Source organism: Halovivax gelatinilyticus (assembly GCF_024300625.1).
Classification (GTDB): domain Archaea; phylum Halobacteriota; class Halobacteria; order Halobacteriales; family Natrialbaceae; genus Halovivax; species Halovivax gelatinilyticus.
The window spans coordinates 443,003-458,419 of the sequence record NZ_CP101322.1; the positions used below are offsets into that span (position 1 = coordinate 443,003).

Sequence of the window (15,417 nt, forward strand, 5' to 3'; positions counted from 1 at the left end):
TCGCGGTTGACCGAGCTGAACGACCGTTTCGGCGTCGGTAGGACACCCAAAAACGTGGACCAGTCGCCCGGTCCGCTCGGGCCAGGAACGTGATCGGTCGAGGCGCATCTCGTCGATCCACGCTACGGAGACGTTCGGGACACCTTTATCCTCCGAGATCGTATCACGGGAACGAAATGCCGACAGACGAGTCAGACGTTGTCAGGGCTGCCGACACCGTCTCGTCCGCGATGTACGGTCTGGCGGGCTGGCTGTTGATCGGATTCGGCCTCGCCCTTGCGATTTCCAGCCTGTCCCAAGCGAGCGACGGTCCGTTCGCGCTCGTCGGCGTCGGATTCGCGATCGTGTTACTCGCGTTCGGCGTCTTCGTCAATCCGGGACTTCGACGACGAATCGACCGCCGACACGGGATCGACCAGTTCGGGACGGTCCGATCGGTCGACCACCGCGTGTTTCGCCCGGACAGGCGAACGGTCGAGCGCTGTCTCGTCTGCGACGAACCGACCGACAGGGGGCTGATACGGCGCTACCGCGAGGAGGTCGTCCTCGCCGGATTTCCCATCTACACCCGTTCGGTCGGGTACAACCACTACTGTCCAGACTGTGCCAGTACCGAGATCCTCGGGACCGACGCTCCGGGCGCAAGCCAACTCGACTCGACCGATGCGAAGCCGGCCCAGTCCTCCCCATCGTCGGAGCGATCGACAACTGCCTCCGTCGAAACCGACGGCGACGAGGTGTACGACCTGGAGACGTAGGCGAGACCGTTCGCATCGTCCGCGTAGATTAGAGCAACCGACTCACACGCGCTAACCCCTCGATCAATTCCTCCGTCGGGAGGCCGAATCCGATGCGGAAGTACTCGGGGTGATCGAAGTACTCCCCGGGAGCGAGCACGACGCGCTCCTCCTCGACGACCGTCCGGCAAAAGTCGATCCCGTTCTCGAACCCGTCGGGGACGGTGACGAAGCCGTTGACACCGACCGGGTCGTACCACGCCAGATCGTGCTCGTCGAGAAAGCGCCGGACGCGGTCTCGGTGATCCGCGGCGAGGGCGCGATTTGCGTTCAGGATGTCGGCTTCGTCGTCGCCGAGCGCCTGTTTCGCGACGTGCTGGCCGAAGATGCTCGGCGAGATGGTCGTGTAGTCCTTCCAGCGGACGGCCGCCTCGACGACGGGTTCGGGTCCGACAAGCCAGCCAAAGCGCGTCCCGGCCAGGCCGTAGGCTTTGGTGAGACTCGTCGTCGAGATGCCGTGGTCGTAGCGCTTCGCGACGGGGTCCTGTGGTTCCTCGGCGAGGAGGCGGTAGACCTCGTCGCAGAGGAGATAGGCGCCGTGGTCGGCCGCCACCTCGGCCACGGCGTCCACGACGGCCGGCGGGTGATATCGACCGGTCGGGTTGTTCGGGTTGTTGAGCACGACGACGGCTGTCTCGTCGGTCGCGGCCTCGGCGACGTCGTCGACGTCGAGTTCCCAGTTCGGCGCCTCGAGCGGAACCCGAGTGACCGAGCCCAGCGCCTCCGGAACGGCGTAGAGCGCCTGGTACGTCGGCGTCACGACGACGGCGTGGTCCCCCTCGCCGAAGCCGTCCACGGGTTCCTCGCCCGCCTCGTTCTCACCGTCGGGTGCCCGCTCGTCGAGCAGCGCGAGAAATGCCAGGAAGTTCGCCTCCTGCGTTCCACAGGTGAAACAGATCTCAGAGGCGCTACGGTCGTAGCGTTGGGCTACCTCGGCGCGAAAGTCGGGATCGCCGTCGGTCGGGATGACGTAGCCCAGCTCGCCCGGATCGGTGTCGAAGCGGTCGCTCGCGAGGCTGCGAATGCCGCTTTCGGCGAGCATGATATCGGCGTCGTGCTCGTATCGGTCGAACCAGCGTTCGAGACCGAAGGGTTCGATCTGCATGACTGGAGTTCGGACGGCCGCGGGCAAGTACGTACTGCCATCGCAAGCGAGTCGGTGGCCGGCCGTCCACGACGATCGAAACGGTCTCACTCCCACCGAAATCCCGCCGGGTCCGTCGGCGGCACGAGCGGACTCGTGGGCAACTCGTCGGGAACCGTCGATCGATTGTACGCCCGGGGCGCGATATCGTTCGGTCCGTCGGGGTAGAACAGCGAGGCCAGCAGCTGTAACTGACCGCGTCCGACGCCGAGTTCGAACTGGCCGCCGCCGTAGAGACGGATCTTGCGCTCCCGGCAGTACTCGATCGTCTCGAACAGCGACGCGATCGAGCCGAACCGGGAGGGCTTGATGTTGAGCCACCCGGGCTCCCACGGGAGTGCGCCCACGTCATCGAGGTCGTGGATCGGCGCGTCCCAGGAGACGCGCTCGCGGACGGACTCGTCGTCGAACAGCGGCCGGGTCTCGTCGGTCAGCGCCGGATCCTCGAGCACGGCGTTCGGAAACGCTTCGGCGAGCTGGCGATACAGATCGTAATCGCCCGGCGTCTCCACCTCGGTCCCCTCGTACTGTCCCTTCAGGTCGAGAATCCGAACCGCGTCGAGGTCGGCGAGCTCGTCGATCAACGCGTCGTTCCAGTCGACGGTCGGATCGAGTTTGAGATCCACGCCCGGTCGACGAGACCGAAGGGCGTCGACCCTGTCGAGCGAGGGCGGGTCGCCGAGGCTCGTGCTGGCGACGAACCTGACCGGGTCGATCGATCGGCCGATTGCGCTCGCGAGATCCGTCTCCGCCTGGCGGAGCGCCAGGTCGAGCGCAGCACTCTCGACCGCCCAGCGGCGGTAGTTTCGAAAGACCTCGCGCTCCGGTGGATCGCCCGGGAACAGGTCGAGGTCGCCGAGTCGGTCCGAAAACGAGTCGATCGTGAATGAACCCGTGAGGTCGGGGAGGCCGGTCCGGGCGAGCGCCTCGTGGTGGTCCGTCTCGTAGGTGACGTCCTCGCCGAGGCCCGTTAGGGCGTCTGTGGACCCATCACCGCCATCCGCCGATAGCGGTCCCGAAAGCGAGACGGTCGTCGTCACCCGGGTGAAATCGCTCGACGTCTCGCGTTCGCGCCGGTCCAGCGAAACGGACTCGATCGTCACCGGTAATTCGGCGATGAGATCGTAGCTCATGATCGTATTGTGGCGGCGACTCACAAAGTCGTTCGGCCGAGCAAAACGTTCGGATCGGCCGAGCAGCTGCCGTCCGGATCGATCGGACAGCTACCGGTCGGATTCGTCCCGGTCGTCGCCCCGCCGCTCGCGAAGACGCTGGCGAGTGAACTGCGGACGCGCCCGGATACCGCGTCGGGTCCGAAACGACCGGTACAGCTGAATCAGCGAACCGACGACGATCACGACGGCCGCCACCGCCACGCTCGGCTCCGCCAACGCAACGCCGATTCCCGCCGTCACAATCCCCGCCGCGAGTACGAGCCCGTAGACGATCCGCTTCGCCAGGCGGTCGAAGTGGTCGTCGGGATCTTCGAGCCCCGCCCTGACGTAGAGATCCTCGCGTTCGAGCCGGTCGAGGGCGGACTCGGCCTTCGGCGGAACGCGCACCGCCGAGACGGCCGACTCGCGGAATTGATCGCGCGCCTCGCCGAGGTACGCGCGTGTCGTCTCCTCTCGGTAACCCTGTTCGGTCAGATAGGTCGTCGCCGTCTCGATGAAGTCGAAGTCCGGATCGAGCGTGACGCAGACCCCCTCGACGACCGTCGCGACGCGCAAGATTAGCGCGAGTTCCCGAGGGAGCCGAAAGGGAAACTCGTAGATCGAGTCCTCGACGCGCGCGACGATCTGCTGGACGCGATAGCGTTCGACGTCCTCGCCGCGGGCGTCCTGAATCGCCAGTTCGAGCACCTCCGCCATGACCGTGCGATCGGCGTCGGGGCTGAGCGTCCCCGCCTCGACTAGCGCGTCGAGCACCGCATCGGTGTCGCGCCTGGCGATCGCGACGTAGAAGTCGACGATCTTCGTCTGAATGAACGGATCGACCCGCCCGGACATGCCGAAGTCGTAGAAGACGATCCGGCCGTCGTCGGTCACCGCGAGGTTTCCGGGGTGTGGATCGGCGTGGAAGACGCCGTCGTCGATGATCATCTGCATGTACGACCGCTGGAGTCGATCGGCGAGCGCCGCCCGGTCGATGTCCAGTTCGTCGAGGCGCTCGACGTCGGTGATCTTCGTCCCCGGAACGTACTCCATGGTGAGCACGCGCTCGCCGGAGTGGCTCTCGATCACGTCAGGGTGGACGTACCGGTCGTCGTCGGCGAAGTTCGCGGCGATCGTCTCCAGCATCTCGGCCTCGCGCTCGTAGTCCATCTCCTGGCGGATCGTCCGGTCGAACTCGTCGGCCAGGGTCTCGAGCGAGAACGCGCGAGCGTCGTCGACGAACCGCTGTAAGAGCGGCACGGACCAGTGGATCACGCGGAGGTCGGCCTCGACGAGCGATTCGATTCCCGGCCGTCGCACCTTTACGGCGACGTCCTCGTCGTCTACGTGCGCCCGGTAAACCTGCCCGAGGCTCGCCCCGCTGATCGGCTCGCGGTCGAAGTCCGCGAACCGATCGTCGACGGGGCCGAGTTCGGCCTCGATCACCGCCTCCGCGTCGGACCACGCCGCCGGCGGGACCCGATCCTGGAGCGCCGAGAGCACCTCGAGGTAGACCGGCGGGAGGACGTCCGGCCGGCTCGAGAGGAGTTGTCCGAGCTTGACGAACGTCGGACCGAGGTCGAAGAGAATCGAGAGCAGCCGCTCCGCCCGCTCGCGATGGACGGCCTGTGACACCGTGCGAGGGCGGCCGAACAGGACGAACCGGCGGCGATCGCGCGCGTAGGCCCAGAGCAGCGGCAGAAACCGCCACGTGACCAGGAGAAACCGGCCGTACGAACGAACTCGCCCCAGCCTCACCACCCCTACCGGCTCTCGTCGTCGACGACGTCGATCGTCGTCTCCCCGTTTTTCGGGATCGTCACTTCGAGGACACCGCGATCGATCACCGTCTCGATCGGCGGCTCGTCCAGGCCGTTCGGAAGCGAGAGCGTGATGGTTCGGTCGTCGGGACGATTCTCCTCGACGTACTCGTAGTCGTCCGGGTGCGATCGCTCGCGGGCGGCGTCGATGACGAGCGTCCCGGAGTCGACCGTCACGTCGAGCGTGGCCGCGGAGACGCCGGGGACGTCGACGACGAGCAGGTAGGCGTCGTCGTCTTCGAGGAGATCGTAAAAGACGTCACTGGGGAGGGTACGTACCGCGTCGCGCAAGCCAGCCATTGTTTGTCCTTCGAACCCGGGAACGAAAAAAGCCGCGGTCGTGCCAGCCGGTCACACTGATCGGCTGGCAGAGAGGGTCGTTCGCCGGACTGGAGAATCGGCTCACACGAGGACGAGGTTACACAGCAGCCACAGACAGACGGCGACGACACCCGCGCCGGCCGCGACGAGGACGAATCCGAGCAACTCGGTGTAGAGTCCGAGACGGCGTTCGCTCCGGTCGGAGACGACGAACGGGAAGCCGAACAGTCGGTGGCGAAGTCGCGCGAATCGATCGTCGGCCAGGCTCGACTCGCCGACCCCGACCGCCGCGTTGACCTGTCCCGCCGCCCGACCGACGTCGGTGTCGAACCGGGCGTATCCGAGGACGTGAGCCTCGTCACCGACGTCCAGGCGGCGCTCGATGAATCGCCGGTCCGAGCCGGTTCGCAGTTCGAAGAGCCGGAGGTCTACCGACTCGTTCTGACAGTCGACGTCCTCGCTCCAGTCGATGTACGCGCCGATTCGAGCCGGCGGTTCCGTCCCGCCGTCGACCCGGATGCGGTCGTCGCGGTCGAGCCGGAAATCCGCCCCGGGCGGTTCGACGAGGACGCTCCCAGAGCCGTCGTCGAGTCTGAAGGGGACGTACTCGTCGCCCGCGGAGATGGTCGTCCACGACGAGCCGTTCTTCGAGGAGCGTTCCTCCTCGACGGCGTACTCGTAGGCGACGCAGGCCGTGCCGGTGAACGGCGATTCGAGCGCACCGGCGGCGGGTTCGACCGTACCCCGAAGTTCGACGTAGCCACCGTTCGGCGTCTCCAGGACCGAATCGGTTTCGGTGCGAAGGATCAGGTGAGCGAGCCTGAGTTCGCGGAGACCGTAGAGGGCGACGGCCGAGGCGACGGCGACCGCGAGCACCAGGAGGCTCACCCAGAACGCGGCGGCGACGGTCGCTGGAACGGCGGGAGGAGCCGTGAGGGACCACATGTTCGGTACTGACGGTCGAAAACACATATCCCTTCCTACACGAATTCGAACCGACGCCGTCTGCGTCCGCACGCTTTTTGCGCTCGCCGGTTCGAGGGCGTGTATGGACGGACCGGACCGCGATCGGCGAACGGCCGGCTTCAGGGAACGAACGCCGCTGTCGACGGCCCGATCGACACTCAGAGAAGCCGTACTGAGCGATAGCGACGGAGACGTGGCGCTCGTCGGTCGCGAGCGGGTGGCGCTCACCGAGGCCGACGGTCGCGTCCTCGCCCAGTCGGTCACGGCCGATCGAAACGTCCCTCACTACGAGCGCGCGGCGATGGACGGCTACGCCGTCCGAGCGACCGACACGCACGGCGCGTCTGCGCGGTCGCCAGCAGTCGTCTCGATCGACTCGACGACGCCCGTTACCGCTCCGGGAGCGGACGAGAACGCGACGTCCCGACGGGTCCAGGCGGGAACGGCCGTGCGGGTGCACACGGGAAGCGCCCTCCCCAACGGCGCCGACGCCGTCGTGATGATCGAGGACGTCACCGAACTGCCGGCCGCCGGGGAACTCGAAGTCGAAGACGCGGTCGCCGTCGGGGAGAACGTCGCCCCGGTCGGCGAGGACGTCGAGGCGGGCGCGCGGCTGTACGAACCGGGCCACCGTCTTCGCCCCTCGGACCTCGGACTCTTGCGGTCGGTCGGGATCGATTCGCTCTCGGTCGCCCGCCGGCCGCGCGTCGCCGTCGTTCCGACGGGCGAAGAACTCGTCACCCCCGGAACCGAGCCCGGACCGGGCCAGGTGATCGAGACCAACGGACTCACGATCGCGCGGCTGGCCGACCGCTGGGGGGCGGTCACGACGCGCGCGGAAGAACCGGTCACCGACGACGAAACCGCGCTCAGGGCGGCCATCGAGGGCGCCCTGGACCACGACGTGATCGTCACCACCGGCGGGTCGTCCGTCGGCGAACGAGATCTCCTCCCCGAGGTGGTCGACGAACTCGGCGAGGTCGTGGTCCACGGCGTCGCCCTGAAACCGGGCCATCCCGTCTGTCTCGGCGTCGTCGAGGGGACGCCCGTGATCGTCCTTCCTGGCTATCCGGTCGCCTGCATGATCAACGCCGTTCAGTTCCTCCGGCCGACGCTCTCCTGGCTGGTCGGCGCGTCGGTTCCCGACCACCCGACAGTTCAGGCGACGCTCGATCGGAAGCTCCCGAGCGAACCGGGGACCAAGACCTTTGCCAGAGTCTCCGTCGAAATCGATGCGGAGGCCGAACCGGGCTATCGCGCCGTTCCGACCAGAGCGAGCGGCTCGGGCGTCCTCTCGAGCGTCGCTCTGGCCGACGGCTGGGTGATCGTCGACGAATCACGCGAGGGGATCCCGGCCGGCGAGAGAGTCGACGTCGAGTTCTGGGAGAGCGGCTTCGTCCCGATAGACGGGTGAGTCGGTTCGGATCAGCCGTCGGTACCCGTTCAGAGCGACCGATTCGAGTTCGGGTGGGTTTCCGCAGTCGGGAGAGATTTTACGGCGGCCGGTCAATCGATCCGTATGGATCACAAGGAGTTTCGCGACCTGACCGACCCCGACGCCGCCCGGGAGGCGATCCGCTCGCTGTCGCTTTCGGCCGGGCGCGAGACGGTCCCGCTCGCGGAGACGAACGGTCGCGTCCTCGCCGGTCGGATCGACGCCGAACTCGACGTTCCGGGGTTCGACCGCGCGAGCCTGGACGGGTACGCGCTTCGGGCGGCCGATACCGCCGGCGCTGACGAGGCCGACCCCGTCTCGCTCTCGCTCGTCGGTACGGTCCACGCCGGCCAGGAGCCGGACGTCACCGTCGGCGCGGGCGAGGCGGTCGAGATCTCGACGGGGGCGGTGCTGCCAGCGGGCGCGGACGCGATGGTTCCGGTCGAGCGGACCGACAGACCGGACGGGAACGACGCCGAGGAGACGGTGCTCGTTCGAACCACCGAGGCTCCGGGCGACAACGTCATGTTCGCCGGCGCGGACGTGGCGGCCGGCGAGCGCGCGCTCGGCCCGGGAACCGAACTGACCCCCCGCGAGATCGGATTGCTCTCTGCGCTCGGCGTCGAAACCGTCCCCGTTCGAGCCACCCCGCGCGTCGGAATCGTCTCGACGGGCGACGAACTCGTACCGCCGGGCGAGAACCTACACAGCGAGCGCGGAGAAATCTACGACGTCAACAGCTACGCGATCGCCGCCGCGGTGGAGGACGCCGGCGGGCAGGCGATTCGCTACCCGCACGTCGGCGACGACTGGGACGCGATGGAGCGCACCCTGAAGCGGGCCGCAGACGAGTGCGAACTCGTCCTCTCGTCGGGGTCGACCAGCGCGAGCGCCGTCGACGTCATCTACCGGGTGATCGAGGAACTCGGCGAACTCGTCCTCCACGGGGTCAGCGTCAAGCCGGGCAAGCCGATGCTCGTCGGGCGGCTGGACGACGCCGCCTACGTCGGACTGCCAGGCTACCCCGTCTCGGCGATGATGGTCTTTCGCAGCTTCGTCGCGCCGGCGATCGAGGAAGCCGCCGGGCGGTCCCCGGGAGCCGCCACGACGGTCGAGGGTCGACTCGCGACCGAAACGCGCTACGCCGAGGGTCGCCACCGACTGCTTCCGGTCGGCCTGGTCGAACCGGGTCCCGACGAGGTGGACGAGGACGTCCCGCTCGTCTACCCGGTCGATAAGGGCAGCGGAGCCACGACGAGTCTCGCGCGCGCCGACGGGATCGTCGAGGTGCCCGCCGACACGGATTACCTGGCCGCGGGAGAGTCGGTAACGGTCACGCTGTTCTCGCCGTCGGTCGAACCGCCGTCGCTGCTGGGCGTCGGCGAGGACGATCCGACCGTAAACCGGGCGCTCGACGCCGTCTCGAACCCACGATACCTGGCCGAGGGATCTCGACCGGCCGTCCGTCGGATGCGCTCGGGCGTCCCGGACGTGGCCGTCGTGGCGGGCCCGCTCGACCGCGATCACGAGTGGGACGAACTGGTTCGCTTCGACCGCGAGTGGGGGTTGCTGGTCCCCGACGGGAACCCGAACTCGATCGAGGGACTCGACGCGTTGATCGACCGCGACGTCTCGTTCGTCAACCGGACTACCGACTCCGGGCTCAGACGAAGCCTCGACGCAGCACTCGACGACTACGCGGCGAAAGCCGATCGAGATCCAGCCGACCTCCGTGGCTCGATCGACGGCTACGAGTTCGCGCTCAGAGCCCACGAGAGTCCCGCCCGGCGCGTTATCGCCGGCGAGGCGGACGCCGGGGTGGGCCTCCGTCAGAGTGCGTCTACGCTCTCGCTCTCTTTCGTCCCCATCGGCGCCCAGCCCGTTCGAGTGCTGGTGAACCCACACCGACGGGCGAAGCCCGCCGTCTCCCAGTTGGGCGCTACACTCGAATCACACCTCGGCGGATAACCATCAGTAGCAGACCGAACCGGTTTCCTCAGGAGACGGTCAGTCGATCGTAACTGTCCGTGTTCAACGACACTCATTCACGCTGAGTATGGCGTTTTTACCTTCGACCATTGTACGTCCCCCAATGTCGACGATCGCTGAGTTTCGGATCCCTGCGGCTGACCTGGTACTGTCGGATTCGTTCGATCGAATCCCTGACCTCACGGTTCAACTCGAGTCGTCGATATCGAGAACCGTGCCGTCACTGTGGATCGCCGGCGACGAACCCGGTGCGGTGACCGACGCGCTCGCGGACGACTCGTCCGTCTCGGACGCCGAACTCCTCATCGAGACGCCCGATCGGCTCCTGTACGACGTCGAACCGTCGTCGGAGACGCGACGGCGGTTCGATCGGTTGCTCGAAGCCGACGCGACGGTCCTCGACGCGACCGGACGCGCCGGGTGGTGGCAACTCGAGATGCGATTTCCGGACCGCAACGCGCTCGCCGCCACGCACGACCGACTGGACGAGAACGGAGCGGCCGTCGAAATCGTCCGCGTCTCCCAGCTCGGCGGCCGACCGACGGCACATCCTCGGCTCACGCCAGAGCAGCGGGAAGCGCTCGTCGCCGCGTTCGAACACGGCTACTTCGAGATACCGAGACGGACGTCGATGGAGGAACTGGCCGAAGAACTCGGCATCTCACATCAGGCGCTCTCAGAACGCCTCCGACGGGCCTACGAGACGCTCGTCGACGCGGAACTCCAGCCGGCGGGCGAACACGCCCCGTAACCTGAGTCACAGTTCGTCGAACGACGTGATCCGATAGTCGCCCTCGACGGGCTCGGCGCGTCGGTCGGGGCCGTGTCGATCGACGAAGAGCGCATCGAGGCCGGCGTTTCGCGCCGCGCCGACGTCGCAGACGCCGTCGCCGGCGAGAACGCCCGAGCGACCGTTTCGTCCGACGCCGAGATCGTCGACAACCCGCCGAACCGGCGTCGGATCCGGCTTCCATCCCGTCTCGTTCGTACAGCAGAGCACGACGTCGAACCAGTCGCGGATACCGAGGTGATCGAGTACGGGATCGGTGAGAAACGACTGACAGTGGGTGACGAGGCCGACCGGCGCGTCCAGGTCGCCGACGAACGCCGCGTCTTCGTACAGGTAGGTCGCCTCCGCGCGCACGAGCGGCTCTTCGACGTCGTGAAATTCTCGCCAGAACGTCTCCGGGTCGAACCCCCACGCGGCGAGTTGCTCGTTACGAGAGCCGGTCAGACCGTGCCAGAGCGTCTCAGCCTCCGCGTCGGTGAACGGCCGGCCCAGTCGGTCGCCGACCTCGTCGAACACCTCGCGCACGTAGGCCCACTCGACGTCGACGAGCGTCCCGTCGAGATCGCACAGCCAGTAGTCGTACGACGAATCCATGCGGACACAGGAATAGGGCGTTCGACGTAATGGGTGTTGTGGTGGAATTCGGGCGAGAGGTGACGAGTCACGCGTCGGTGAGCACGACCTCCAGACGACCCGATTCGAGCAAGATTTCGATCTGTCCGTACGTGAACCGACCGTCGACGTCGTCGCCGGCGAACGCGACGACTCGCCCGTCAGCCTCAGTCACCGTCGCAACGTCTGCGCCGTCCCGGTGGTGATAGACGAGCGTGGTACCGGGGAGGAACGCCTCGGCCGTGAGACGGTAGAGGTCTGAACTGCGCTGGCGCATACCGCAGGATGTGGCCTCACGGCGATACGCCTTGAGGTGTCACTGTCCAACAGTTATGCGATTTCGAACCGGAACCGGTCACTCCGCCGCGTCACCCTCGCGTCGAACCGGGGGCGTTCGCGACGTGAATCGGCCCCAGAATACCCGGTTGTGCGCGAACCGTCGGTAGCCCCACTCGCGCAGCTGTCCGTAGGCGCCGATACGCCGAAGCCGCTCGATAATCGGCCTGGCGGGCCGGCCGAGGTCTGAACGGGCGAACAGTTCCTCGAACGACGCCCCGCACGAATACCTGGCCTCGGGCGTGAGCAGGTGCGAACAGGACTCGTACTCCGGCGGGAGCCGCTCTCGAAGTTCCGGTTCGTCGTCCAGGTCCGAAAAGCCGACGAGACGAACGTCGGCGAGCGGCGCGAAGTACTCCGCCCAGTAGGTGCAAAATCCGCAGTCGTCGTCGAAGACCATCACGGCGTCGGTGTCTGTCATACGTGTGTCTACGCGGTCCACCTACAAACCGCTGTTTTCACAGACGATGGAATTCACCGGAGAAGTAACGTCCTCGCCAGTACGGCTGGCTTTGAAAGTCTAGACGTCCACGTCGTCGATCGAGCCGGACGAGGCGGTCTGTTCGGATTCGATGAACTCCGCCATCTCGATGTCCGCGTCGGTGATCCCGCCCTCGTCGTGCGTCGTCAGTCGGATCTCGACTTCTTTGAACCGGATGACGATCTCCGGGTGGTGGTACTGGGCCTCGGCGATTTCGCCGACCATCTGTGCGAAGTTGACGCCGTGAAGGTAGTCGGTAAACTCGTAGAGGCGTACGATCTCGTCGCCCTCTCGTTCCCAGCCACTCGGTAATTGCTCGGCGATTTCGTCGTCTGAGAGTCGGTCGGCCATGAGACACCCGATGCGTGCCACCGAAATAATAATTGTGCCTGAGTCAATCACGCCGGCGAACAGGTTCGAGCGGGCCGAGAGTCCTCAATCGTCCTCCGCCGTGCCGACGGACCCGACGCGCTGGTCGGCGACCCCGCGTTCGGACCGTGTGTGCGCGACGTCCGTCGCCGGATCGAACAGCCGTAAGGCGGTGTCGATCGTCTCCCAGTCGTCCGCGACCGCCGCCTCGCGAAGGCTCTCCGTCGGCGCGGCGAGCAACTGTCCGACGATGGCGTCGGCCATCGTCTCGACGATCTCTCGTTGCTCGTCCGTGAGCGGGTCGCGCTCGTCGAGGCGACCGATCGCCGTCTCGAGCTCTCGCGTCTTGATCCGGTCTGCCCCTTCGTACATCGCGGCGATGACGTCGTCTGCGCGGTTGCGCTTTATCTGCGTGAGCAGCAACTCGAACTCGTCGTCGACCATCCGCTCGACCGCGTTCGACGCCGTTTGGCGCTGTCGTCGCGTCTCCCGGGTGATCGTCTCGAGATCGTCCAGGTCGTAGACGGTCACACCCCGACGCCGTCCGGCCGACGGATCGACGTCGCGCGGCTGGCCGAGGTCGACGACGACCTGCTCGCGCCTGCCGAGATCGGTCGGTCCGAGAACCGGGTCGGCGGATCCGGTCGCCGTCACGATCACGTCCGCAGAGCGGGCCGCCTCCGTAAGCGCCTCGAGCGAGTACACCTCGCCATCGATCTCGTGGGTCTCGACGATCGAACGGGCGCGTTCGACCGTCCGGTTCGCGATCGAAACCGTCGCGACGTCGCTCGATTCGAGCGCTCTGACGGCCAGCCGTCCCATCTCGCCGGCCCCGACGACGAGTGCGTCCGCTCCCGAGAGGTCGATCGATTCGGCCGCCAGTTCGACGGCGGCCGATCCGAGCGAGACGATCCCCTCGTTAATCTCCGTCTCCGTTCTGGCTCGTTCGCCGACGTGGATCGCCTTGGTGACGACCGAATCGAGCAACTCGCCGATCGCGCCGCCGCGCCGGGCATCCTGGTAGGCGTCTCTGACCTGTCCGATGATCTGATCCTCGCCGAGGACGACCGAATCGAGGCCACAGGCGACACGTAAGAGGTGACGCAGGCTCGATTCGTGATCGGCCGTCGCGACGATGGACTCCGGGGCGGCTTCGAAAAACGTATCGAGGGCGTCGTAGCCGGCGTCTGCGGTCTGGGTAACGACGTAGGCCTCGACGCGGTTGCACGTCGCCAGGACGAACGCCTCGGTTACGTCCGGAGCCGAGAGCAGCGACGTCACGCCGGCGTGTTGATTCTCCGGGCTCGCTTCGGCGAGTTCGTCGACCGTCGCCGTCTCGTGCGTGACGCGGGCGCTCGTCACGACGCCGTTGGCGCTCACGTGCGGTCACCCCCGTCGACGCCGACGCGGTCCAGTACGTCCTCGGTCACAGTTCGGGCATTAGCCTCGCCGGTACGTAAAGCTGTCCAAACTGATGGGTCCGAAACGACCGATTCGAGCGCTTCGTGGCGGCGTTGGCCCGAAATTCCCGTCTTTTTGAGGGTCGCTCGGAGTTCTCCGAGTAGCCGCGCCAGTTCACCCGCGCCCGCCAGGTCGGTCTCGAGTTCCCGCCTGAGGTGTCGGCTCAACACCGGCGCCCGTCCACCGGTCGCGATCGCGACCACCACGGGGTCCTCACGAACCGTCGCGGGGACGACGACGCTGGCCGCGTCGCGGTTTCCGCCCGATCTCGTCGCGTGATTGTACAGCAGGCCGCGCCGGGAGGCGGCGTCGACGATCGCCTCGTTCACCGCCTCGTCGTCCGTCGCGGCGACGACGAGCGCGGGGTCGGCGCGCCCCAGCCACGCCCCGATGTCGTCCGGACCGGGTCGGGCCCGGACCAGATCGGCCCCGCCGAAATCGGCGTCGGCGAACGCGGGACTCACAACGATCACGGACGCCTCCGCGTCGAATCGGCGGGCTTTCCTGGCCCCGACGGGACCGCCGCCGAAGACGAGGACCGTCTCGTCCGTAAAGTCGTGAAAGAGCGGTATCATCGACGGGGATCACCGCCGATCCGAGGGCTCCGGTGAGGCGTCGCCAGCCGACCGATCGTCGGCGGTGTTCGCCGCGGCGCGCTCGTCGAGTCGGATGCCGGTCTTCTTTAGAATCTGCGTCGAAAAGAGGGTGTCCCAGTCGTCGTCCGCGACGTCCCAGTACTCGGAGACGGTCTCGCGGACCCGCTCGACGCGTCGGTCGCTCTCTTCCGGCGTCCGCCCGTGAGTCATCGCGAAGAGGTTGTAGGGCCAGACGCCGTCGTGGCGCGGCCGCTCGTAGCAGTGAGTGACGAACGGGAGCGAGGCGACGGCCGGACCGACCCCGGCGATGACGTCGTCGGGAACGTCCCAGACGGTCATGCCGTTTTCCGTGTAGCCGAGCGCGTAGTGGTTCGGCACGACGCCGATCCGGCGGATTTTGCCGTCGCGGACGAATCGGGCGATCGTCTCTCGCACCCACGCCGGCTCGCGGTCGATCGCGGTGGCGACGTCGGCGTACGGGGTGGGCGAGAGGGGAAGGCCGTCCTGAATCTCGAGGAGCAGGTCGCGCTCGGCGGGCGTGAGCCGTTCGCGTTCCGGGTCATCCGATCGGGTGCGGCCCGGGTCACCGCTAGGGTTGCGGTCGGAGAGGTCGATTCCATCGGCGAGGGGTCCGTCGAGCGGGAACGTGGCCTCGACGTGGAACTCCCGAAGCTTGGGCAGGTTGTACGTCGGCTGACCGGTTTCGGCCTCGATCGCTTCGAGCACGGCAGGGATACGAGATTCGTCGGCGACCGAGAGGACGAACCAGACGTTCAGGTGCGGGTGTTCGCGCTCGTAATTGTGCGCGACTTCGGGGTGGGCGTTGATCCGTTCGACAATCTCGTCGAACCGATCGGACGGGGCGGACGTGGCGACGAGCGTCGCCGCGCCGCCGATCTCCTGGGCGTTGATCAGCGGACCGAACCGGGAGAGGACGCCGCGTTCGTCCAGATCTCGGATGGTCTCCAGCAATTCGTCGGCGGTGAGCTCGACGCCGCGGTCGGCCATCGCGGCGGCGGCTGGTTCGAACGGCTCGGCCACGACTGGAAATCCACCCTGAAAGGCGTTCACGATCGCCCGTTCCCGGGTGGAGAGCGAAACGTCCGCGGACATAACCGGTCGTCGGTGCCGACCGACCATAAGCGA

At 67.0% G+C, this 15,417-nt stretch carries 16 protein-coding genes; 4 read left to right on the forward strand and 12 right to left on the reverse strand.

Going from position 1 to position 15,417, the window contains the following annotated elements:
* The first annotated feature begins 176 nt into the window (after positions 1-176).
* Complete coding sequence (locus tag NKH31_RS02140; protein WP_254863498.1) at positions 177-758, forward strand: DUF8108 domain-containing protein; 582 nt, start codon at positions 177-179, stop codon at positions 756-758.
* Between the two features lie 28 nt (positions 759-786).
* On the opposite strand, the gene NKH31_RS02145 is transcribed toward NKH31_RS02140, so the two are convergent.
* The 5 genes from NKH31_RS02145 to NKH31_RS02165 all read right to left on the reverse strand — a co-directional run bounded on the left by NKH31_RS02145 (position 787) and on the right by NKH31_RS02165 (position 6,181).
* Positions 787-1,902 (reverse strand): aminotransferase class I/II-fold pyridoxal phosphate-dependent enzyme, encoded by a 1,116-nt coding sequence (locus NKH31_RS02145; RefSeq protein ID WP_254863499.1) that lies wholly within the window; start codon positions 1,900-1,902, stop codon positions 787-789.
* A gap of 86 nt (positions 1,903-1,988) precedes the next feature.
* Positions 1,989-3,074 carry a hypothetical protein gene (locus NKH31_RS02150; protein ID WP_254863500.1) on the reverse strand — a complete coding sequence of 362 codons (1,086 nt, stop codon included), beginning with the start codon at positions 3,072-3,074 and terminating at the stop codon, positions 1,989-1,991.
* A 90-nt stretch (positions 3,075-3,164) separates the two neighbouring features.
* Complete coding sequence (locus NKH31_RS02155; RefSeq protein WP_425492329.1) at positions 3,165-4,814, reverse strand: ABC1 kinase family protein; 1,650 nt, start codon at positions 4,812-4,814, stop codon at positions 3,165-3,167.
* A 44-nt stretch (positions 4,815-4,858) separates the two neighbouring features.
* Positions 4,859-5,215, reverse strand: a complete 357-nt coding sequence (locus NKH31_RS02160) for an Hsp20/alpha crystallin family protein (protein ID WP_254863501.1) — start codon at positions 5,213-5,215, stop codon at positions 4,859-4,861.
* A gap of 102 nt (positions 5,216-5,317) precedes the next feature.
* Positions 5,318-6,181, reverse strand: a complete 864-nt coding sequence (locus NKH31_RS02165; RefSeq protein ID WP_254863502.1) for an E3 ubiquitin--protein ligase — start codon at positions 6,179-6,181, stop codon at positions 5,318-5,320.
* 103 nt (positions 6,182-6,284) lie between these two features.
* Between NKH31_RS02165 and NKH31_RS02170 the strand changes: the two genes are divergently transcribed.
* The 3 genes from NKH31_RS02170 (at position 6,285) to NKH31_RS02180 (ending at position 10,377) form a co-directional block, all read left to right on the forward strand.
* Positions 6,285-7,616: a molybdopterin molybdotransferase MoeA gene (locus NKH31_RS02170; protein ID WP_254863503.1), complete on the forward strand. Its 1,332-nt coding sequence runs from the start codon at positions 6,285-6,287 to the stop codon at positions 7,614-7,616.
* A 105-nt stretch (positions 7,617-7,721) separates the two neighbouring features.
* A complete protein-coding gene (locus NKH31_RS02175; protein ID WP_254863504.1) occupies positions 7,722-9,605 on the forward strand; it encodes a molybdopterin biosynthesis protein in 1,884 nt (627 codons plus the stop codon).
* 124 nt (positions 9,606-9,729) lie between these two features.
* Entirely contained in the window at positions 9,730-10,377 is a 648-nt protein-coding gene (locus NKH31_RS02180; RefSeq protein WP_254863505.1) for a helix-turn-helix domain-containing protein, read from the forward strand.
* A 6-nt stretch (positions 10,378-10,383) separates the two neighbouring features.
* On the opposite strand, the gene NKH31_RS02185 is transcribed toward NKH31_RS02180, so the two are convergent.
* The 7 genes from NKH31_RS02185 to ahbB all read right to left on the reverse strand — a co-directional run bounded on the left by NKH31_RS02185 (position 10,384) and on the right by ahbB (position 15,384).
* Positions 10,384-11,010 (reverse strand): HAD family hydrolase, encoded by a 627-nt coding sequence (locus NKH31_RS02185; protein ID WP_254863506.1) that lies wholly within the window; start codon positions 11,008-11,010, stop codon positions 10,384-10,386.
* A 67-nt stretch (positions 11,011-11,077) separates the two neighbouring features.
* Positions 11,078-11,305: a hypothetical protein gene (locus NKH31_RS02190; RefSeq protein WP_254863507.1), complete on the reverse strand. Its 228-nt coding sequence runs from the start codon at positions 11,303-11,305 to the stop codon at positions 11,078-11,080.
* A 78-nt stretch (positions 11,306-11,383) separates the two neighbouring features.
* Positions 11,384-11,785, reverse strand: coding sequence for a DCC1-like thiol-disulfide oxidoreductase family protein (locus NKH31_RS02195; protein WP_254863508.1), 402 nt, complete (start codon positions 11,783-11,785; stop codon positions 11,384-11,386).
* A gap of 99 nt (positions 11,786-11,884) precedes the next feature.
* Positions 11,885-12,196 carry a 4a-hydroxytetrahydrobiopterin dehydratase gene (locus NKH31_RS02200; protein ID WP_254863509.1) on the reverse strand — a complete coding sequence of 104 codons (312 nt, stop codon included), beginning with the start codon at positions 12,194-12,196 and terminating at the stop codon, positions 11,885-11,887.
* Positions 12,197-12,280: 84 nt separating this feature from the next.
* Positions 12,281-13,594 carry a glutamyl-tRNA reductase gene (gene hemA, locus NKH31_RS02205; protein WP_254863510.1) on the reverse strand — a complete coding sequence of 438 codons (1,314 nt, stop codon included), beginning with the start codon at positions 13,592-13,594 and terminating at the stop codon, positions 12,281-12,283.
* A complete protein-coding gene (locus NKH31_RS02210; protein ID WP_254863511.1) occupies positions 13,591-14,250 on the reverse strand; it encodes a precorrin-2 dehydrogenase/sirohydrochlorin ferrochelatase family protein in 660 nt (219 codons plus the stop codon). Before NKH31_RS02210 ends, hemA begins: the two co-directional genes overlap by 4 nt.
* A gap of 9 nt (positions 14,251-14,259) precedes the next feature.
* On the reverse strand, positions 14,260-15,384 hold the full coding sequence (gene ahbB / locus NKH31_RS02215) for a siroheme decarboxylase subunit beta (protein ID WP_254863512.1): 1,125 nt from the start codon (positions 15,382-15,384) through the stop codon (positions 14,260-14,262).
* Positions 15,385-15,417: the final 33 nt, after the last annotated feature.

Bases quoted from the DNA above. Each gene is read 5' to 3' on its own strand.
- NKH31_RS02140 (WP_254863498.1), top strand. From the start codon at position 177: ATGCCGACAGACGAGTCAGACGTTGTCAGGGCTGCCGACACCGTCTCG.
- NKH31_RS02145 (WP_254863499.1), bottom strand. From the start codon at position 1,902: ATGCAGATCGAACCCTTCGGTCTCGAACGCTGGTTCGACCGATACGAG.
- NKH31_RS02150 (WP_254863500.1), bottom strand. From the start codon at position 3,074: ATGAGCTACGATCTCATCGCCGAATTACCGGTGACGATCGAGTCCGTT.
- NKH31_RS02160 (WP_254863501.1), bottom strand. From the start codon at position 5,215: ATGGCTGGCTTGCGCGACGCGGTACGTACCCTCCCCAGTGACGTCTTT.
- NKH31_RS02165 (WP_254863502.1), bottom strand. From the start codon at position 6,181: ATGTGGTCCCTCACGGCTCCTCCCGCCGTTCCAGCGACCGTCGCCGCC.
- NKH31_RS02170 (WP_254863503.1), top strand. From the start codon at position 6,285: ATGGACGGACCGGACCGCGATCGGCGAACGGCCGGCTTCAGGGAACGA.
- NKH31_RS02175 (WP_254863504.1), top strand. From the start codon at position 7,722: ATGGATCACAAGGAGTTTCGCGACCTGACCGACCCCGACGCCGCCCGG.
- NKH31_RS02180 (WP_254863505.1), top strand. From the start codon at position 9,730: ATGTCGACGATCGCTGAGTTTCGGATCCCTGCGGCTGACCTGGTACTG.
- NKH31_RS02185 (WP_254863506.1), bottom strand. From the start codon at position 11,010: ATGGATTCGTCGTACGACTACTGGCTGTGCGATCTCGACGGGACGCTC.
- NKH31_RS02190 (WP_254863507.1), bottom strand. From the start codon at position 11,305: ATGCGCCAGCGCAGTTCAGACCTCTACCGTCTCACGGCCGAGGCGTTC.
- NKH31_RS02195 (WP_254863508.1), bottom strand. From the start codon at position 11,785: ATGACAGACACCGACGCCGTGATGGTCTTCGACGACGACTGCGGATTT.
- NKH31_RS02200 (WP_254863509.1), bottom strand. From the start codon at position 12,196: ATGGCCGACCGACTCTCAGACGACGAAATCGCCGAGCAATTACCGAGT.
- NKH31_RS02210 (WP_254863511.1), bottom strand. From the start codon at position 14,250: ATGATACCGCTCTTTCACGACTTTACGGACGAGACGGTCCTCGTCTTC.
- ahbB (WP_254863512.1), bottom strand. From the start codon at position 15,384: ATGTCCGCGGACGTTTCGCTCTCCACCCGGGAACGGGCGATCGTGAAC.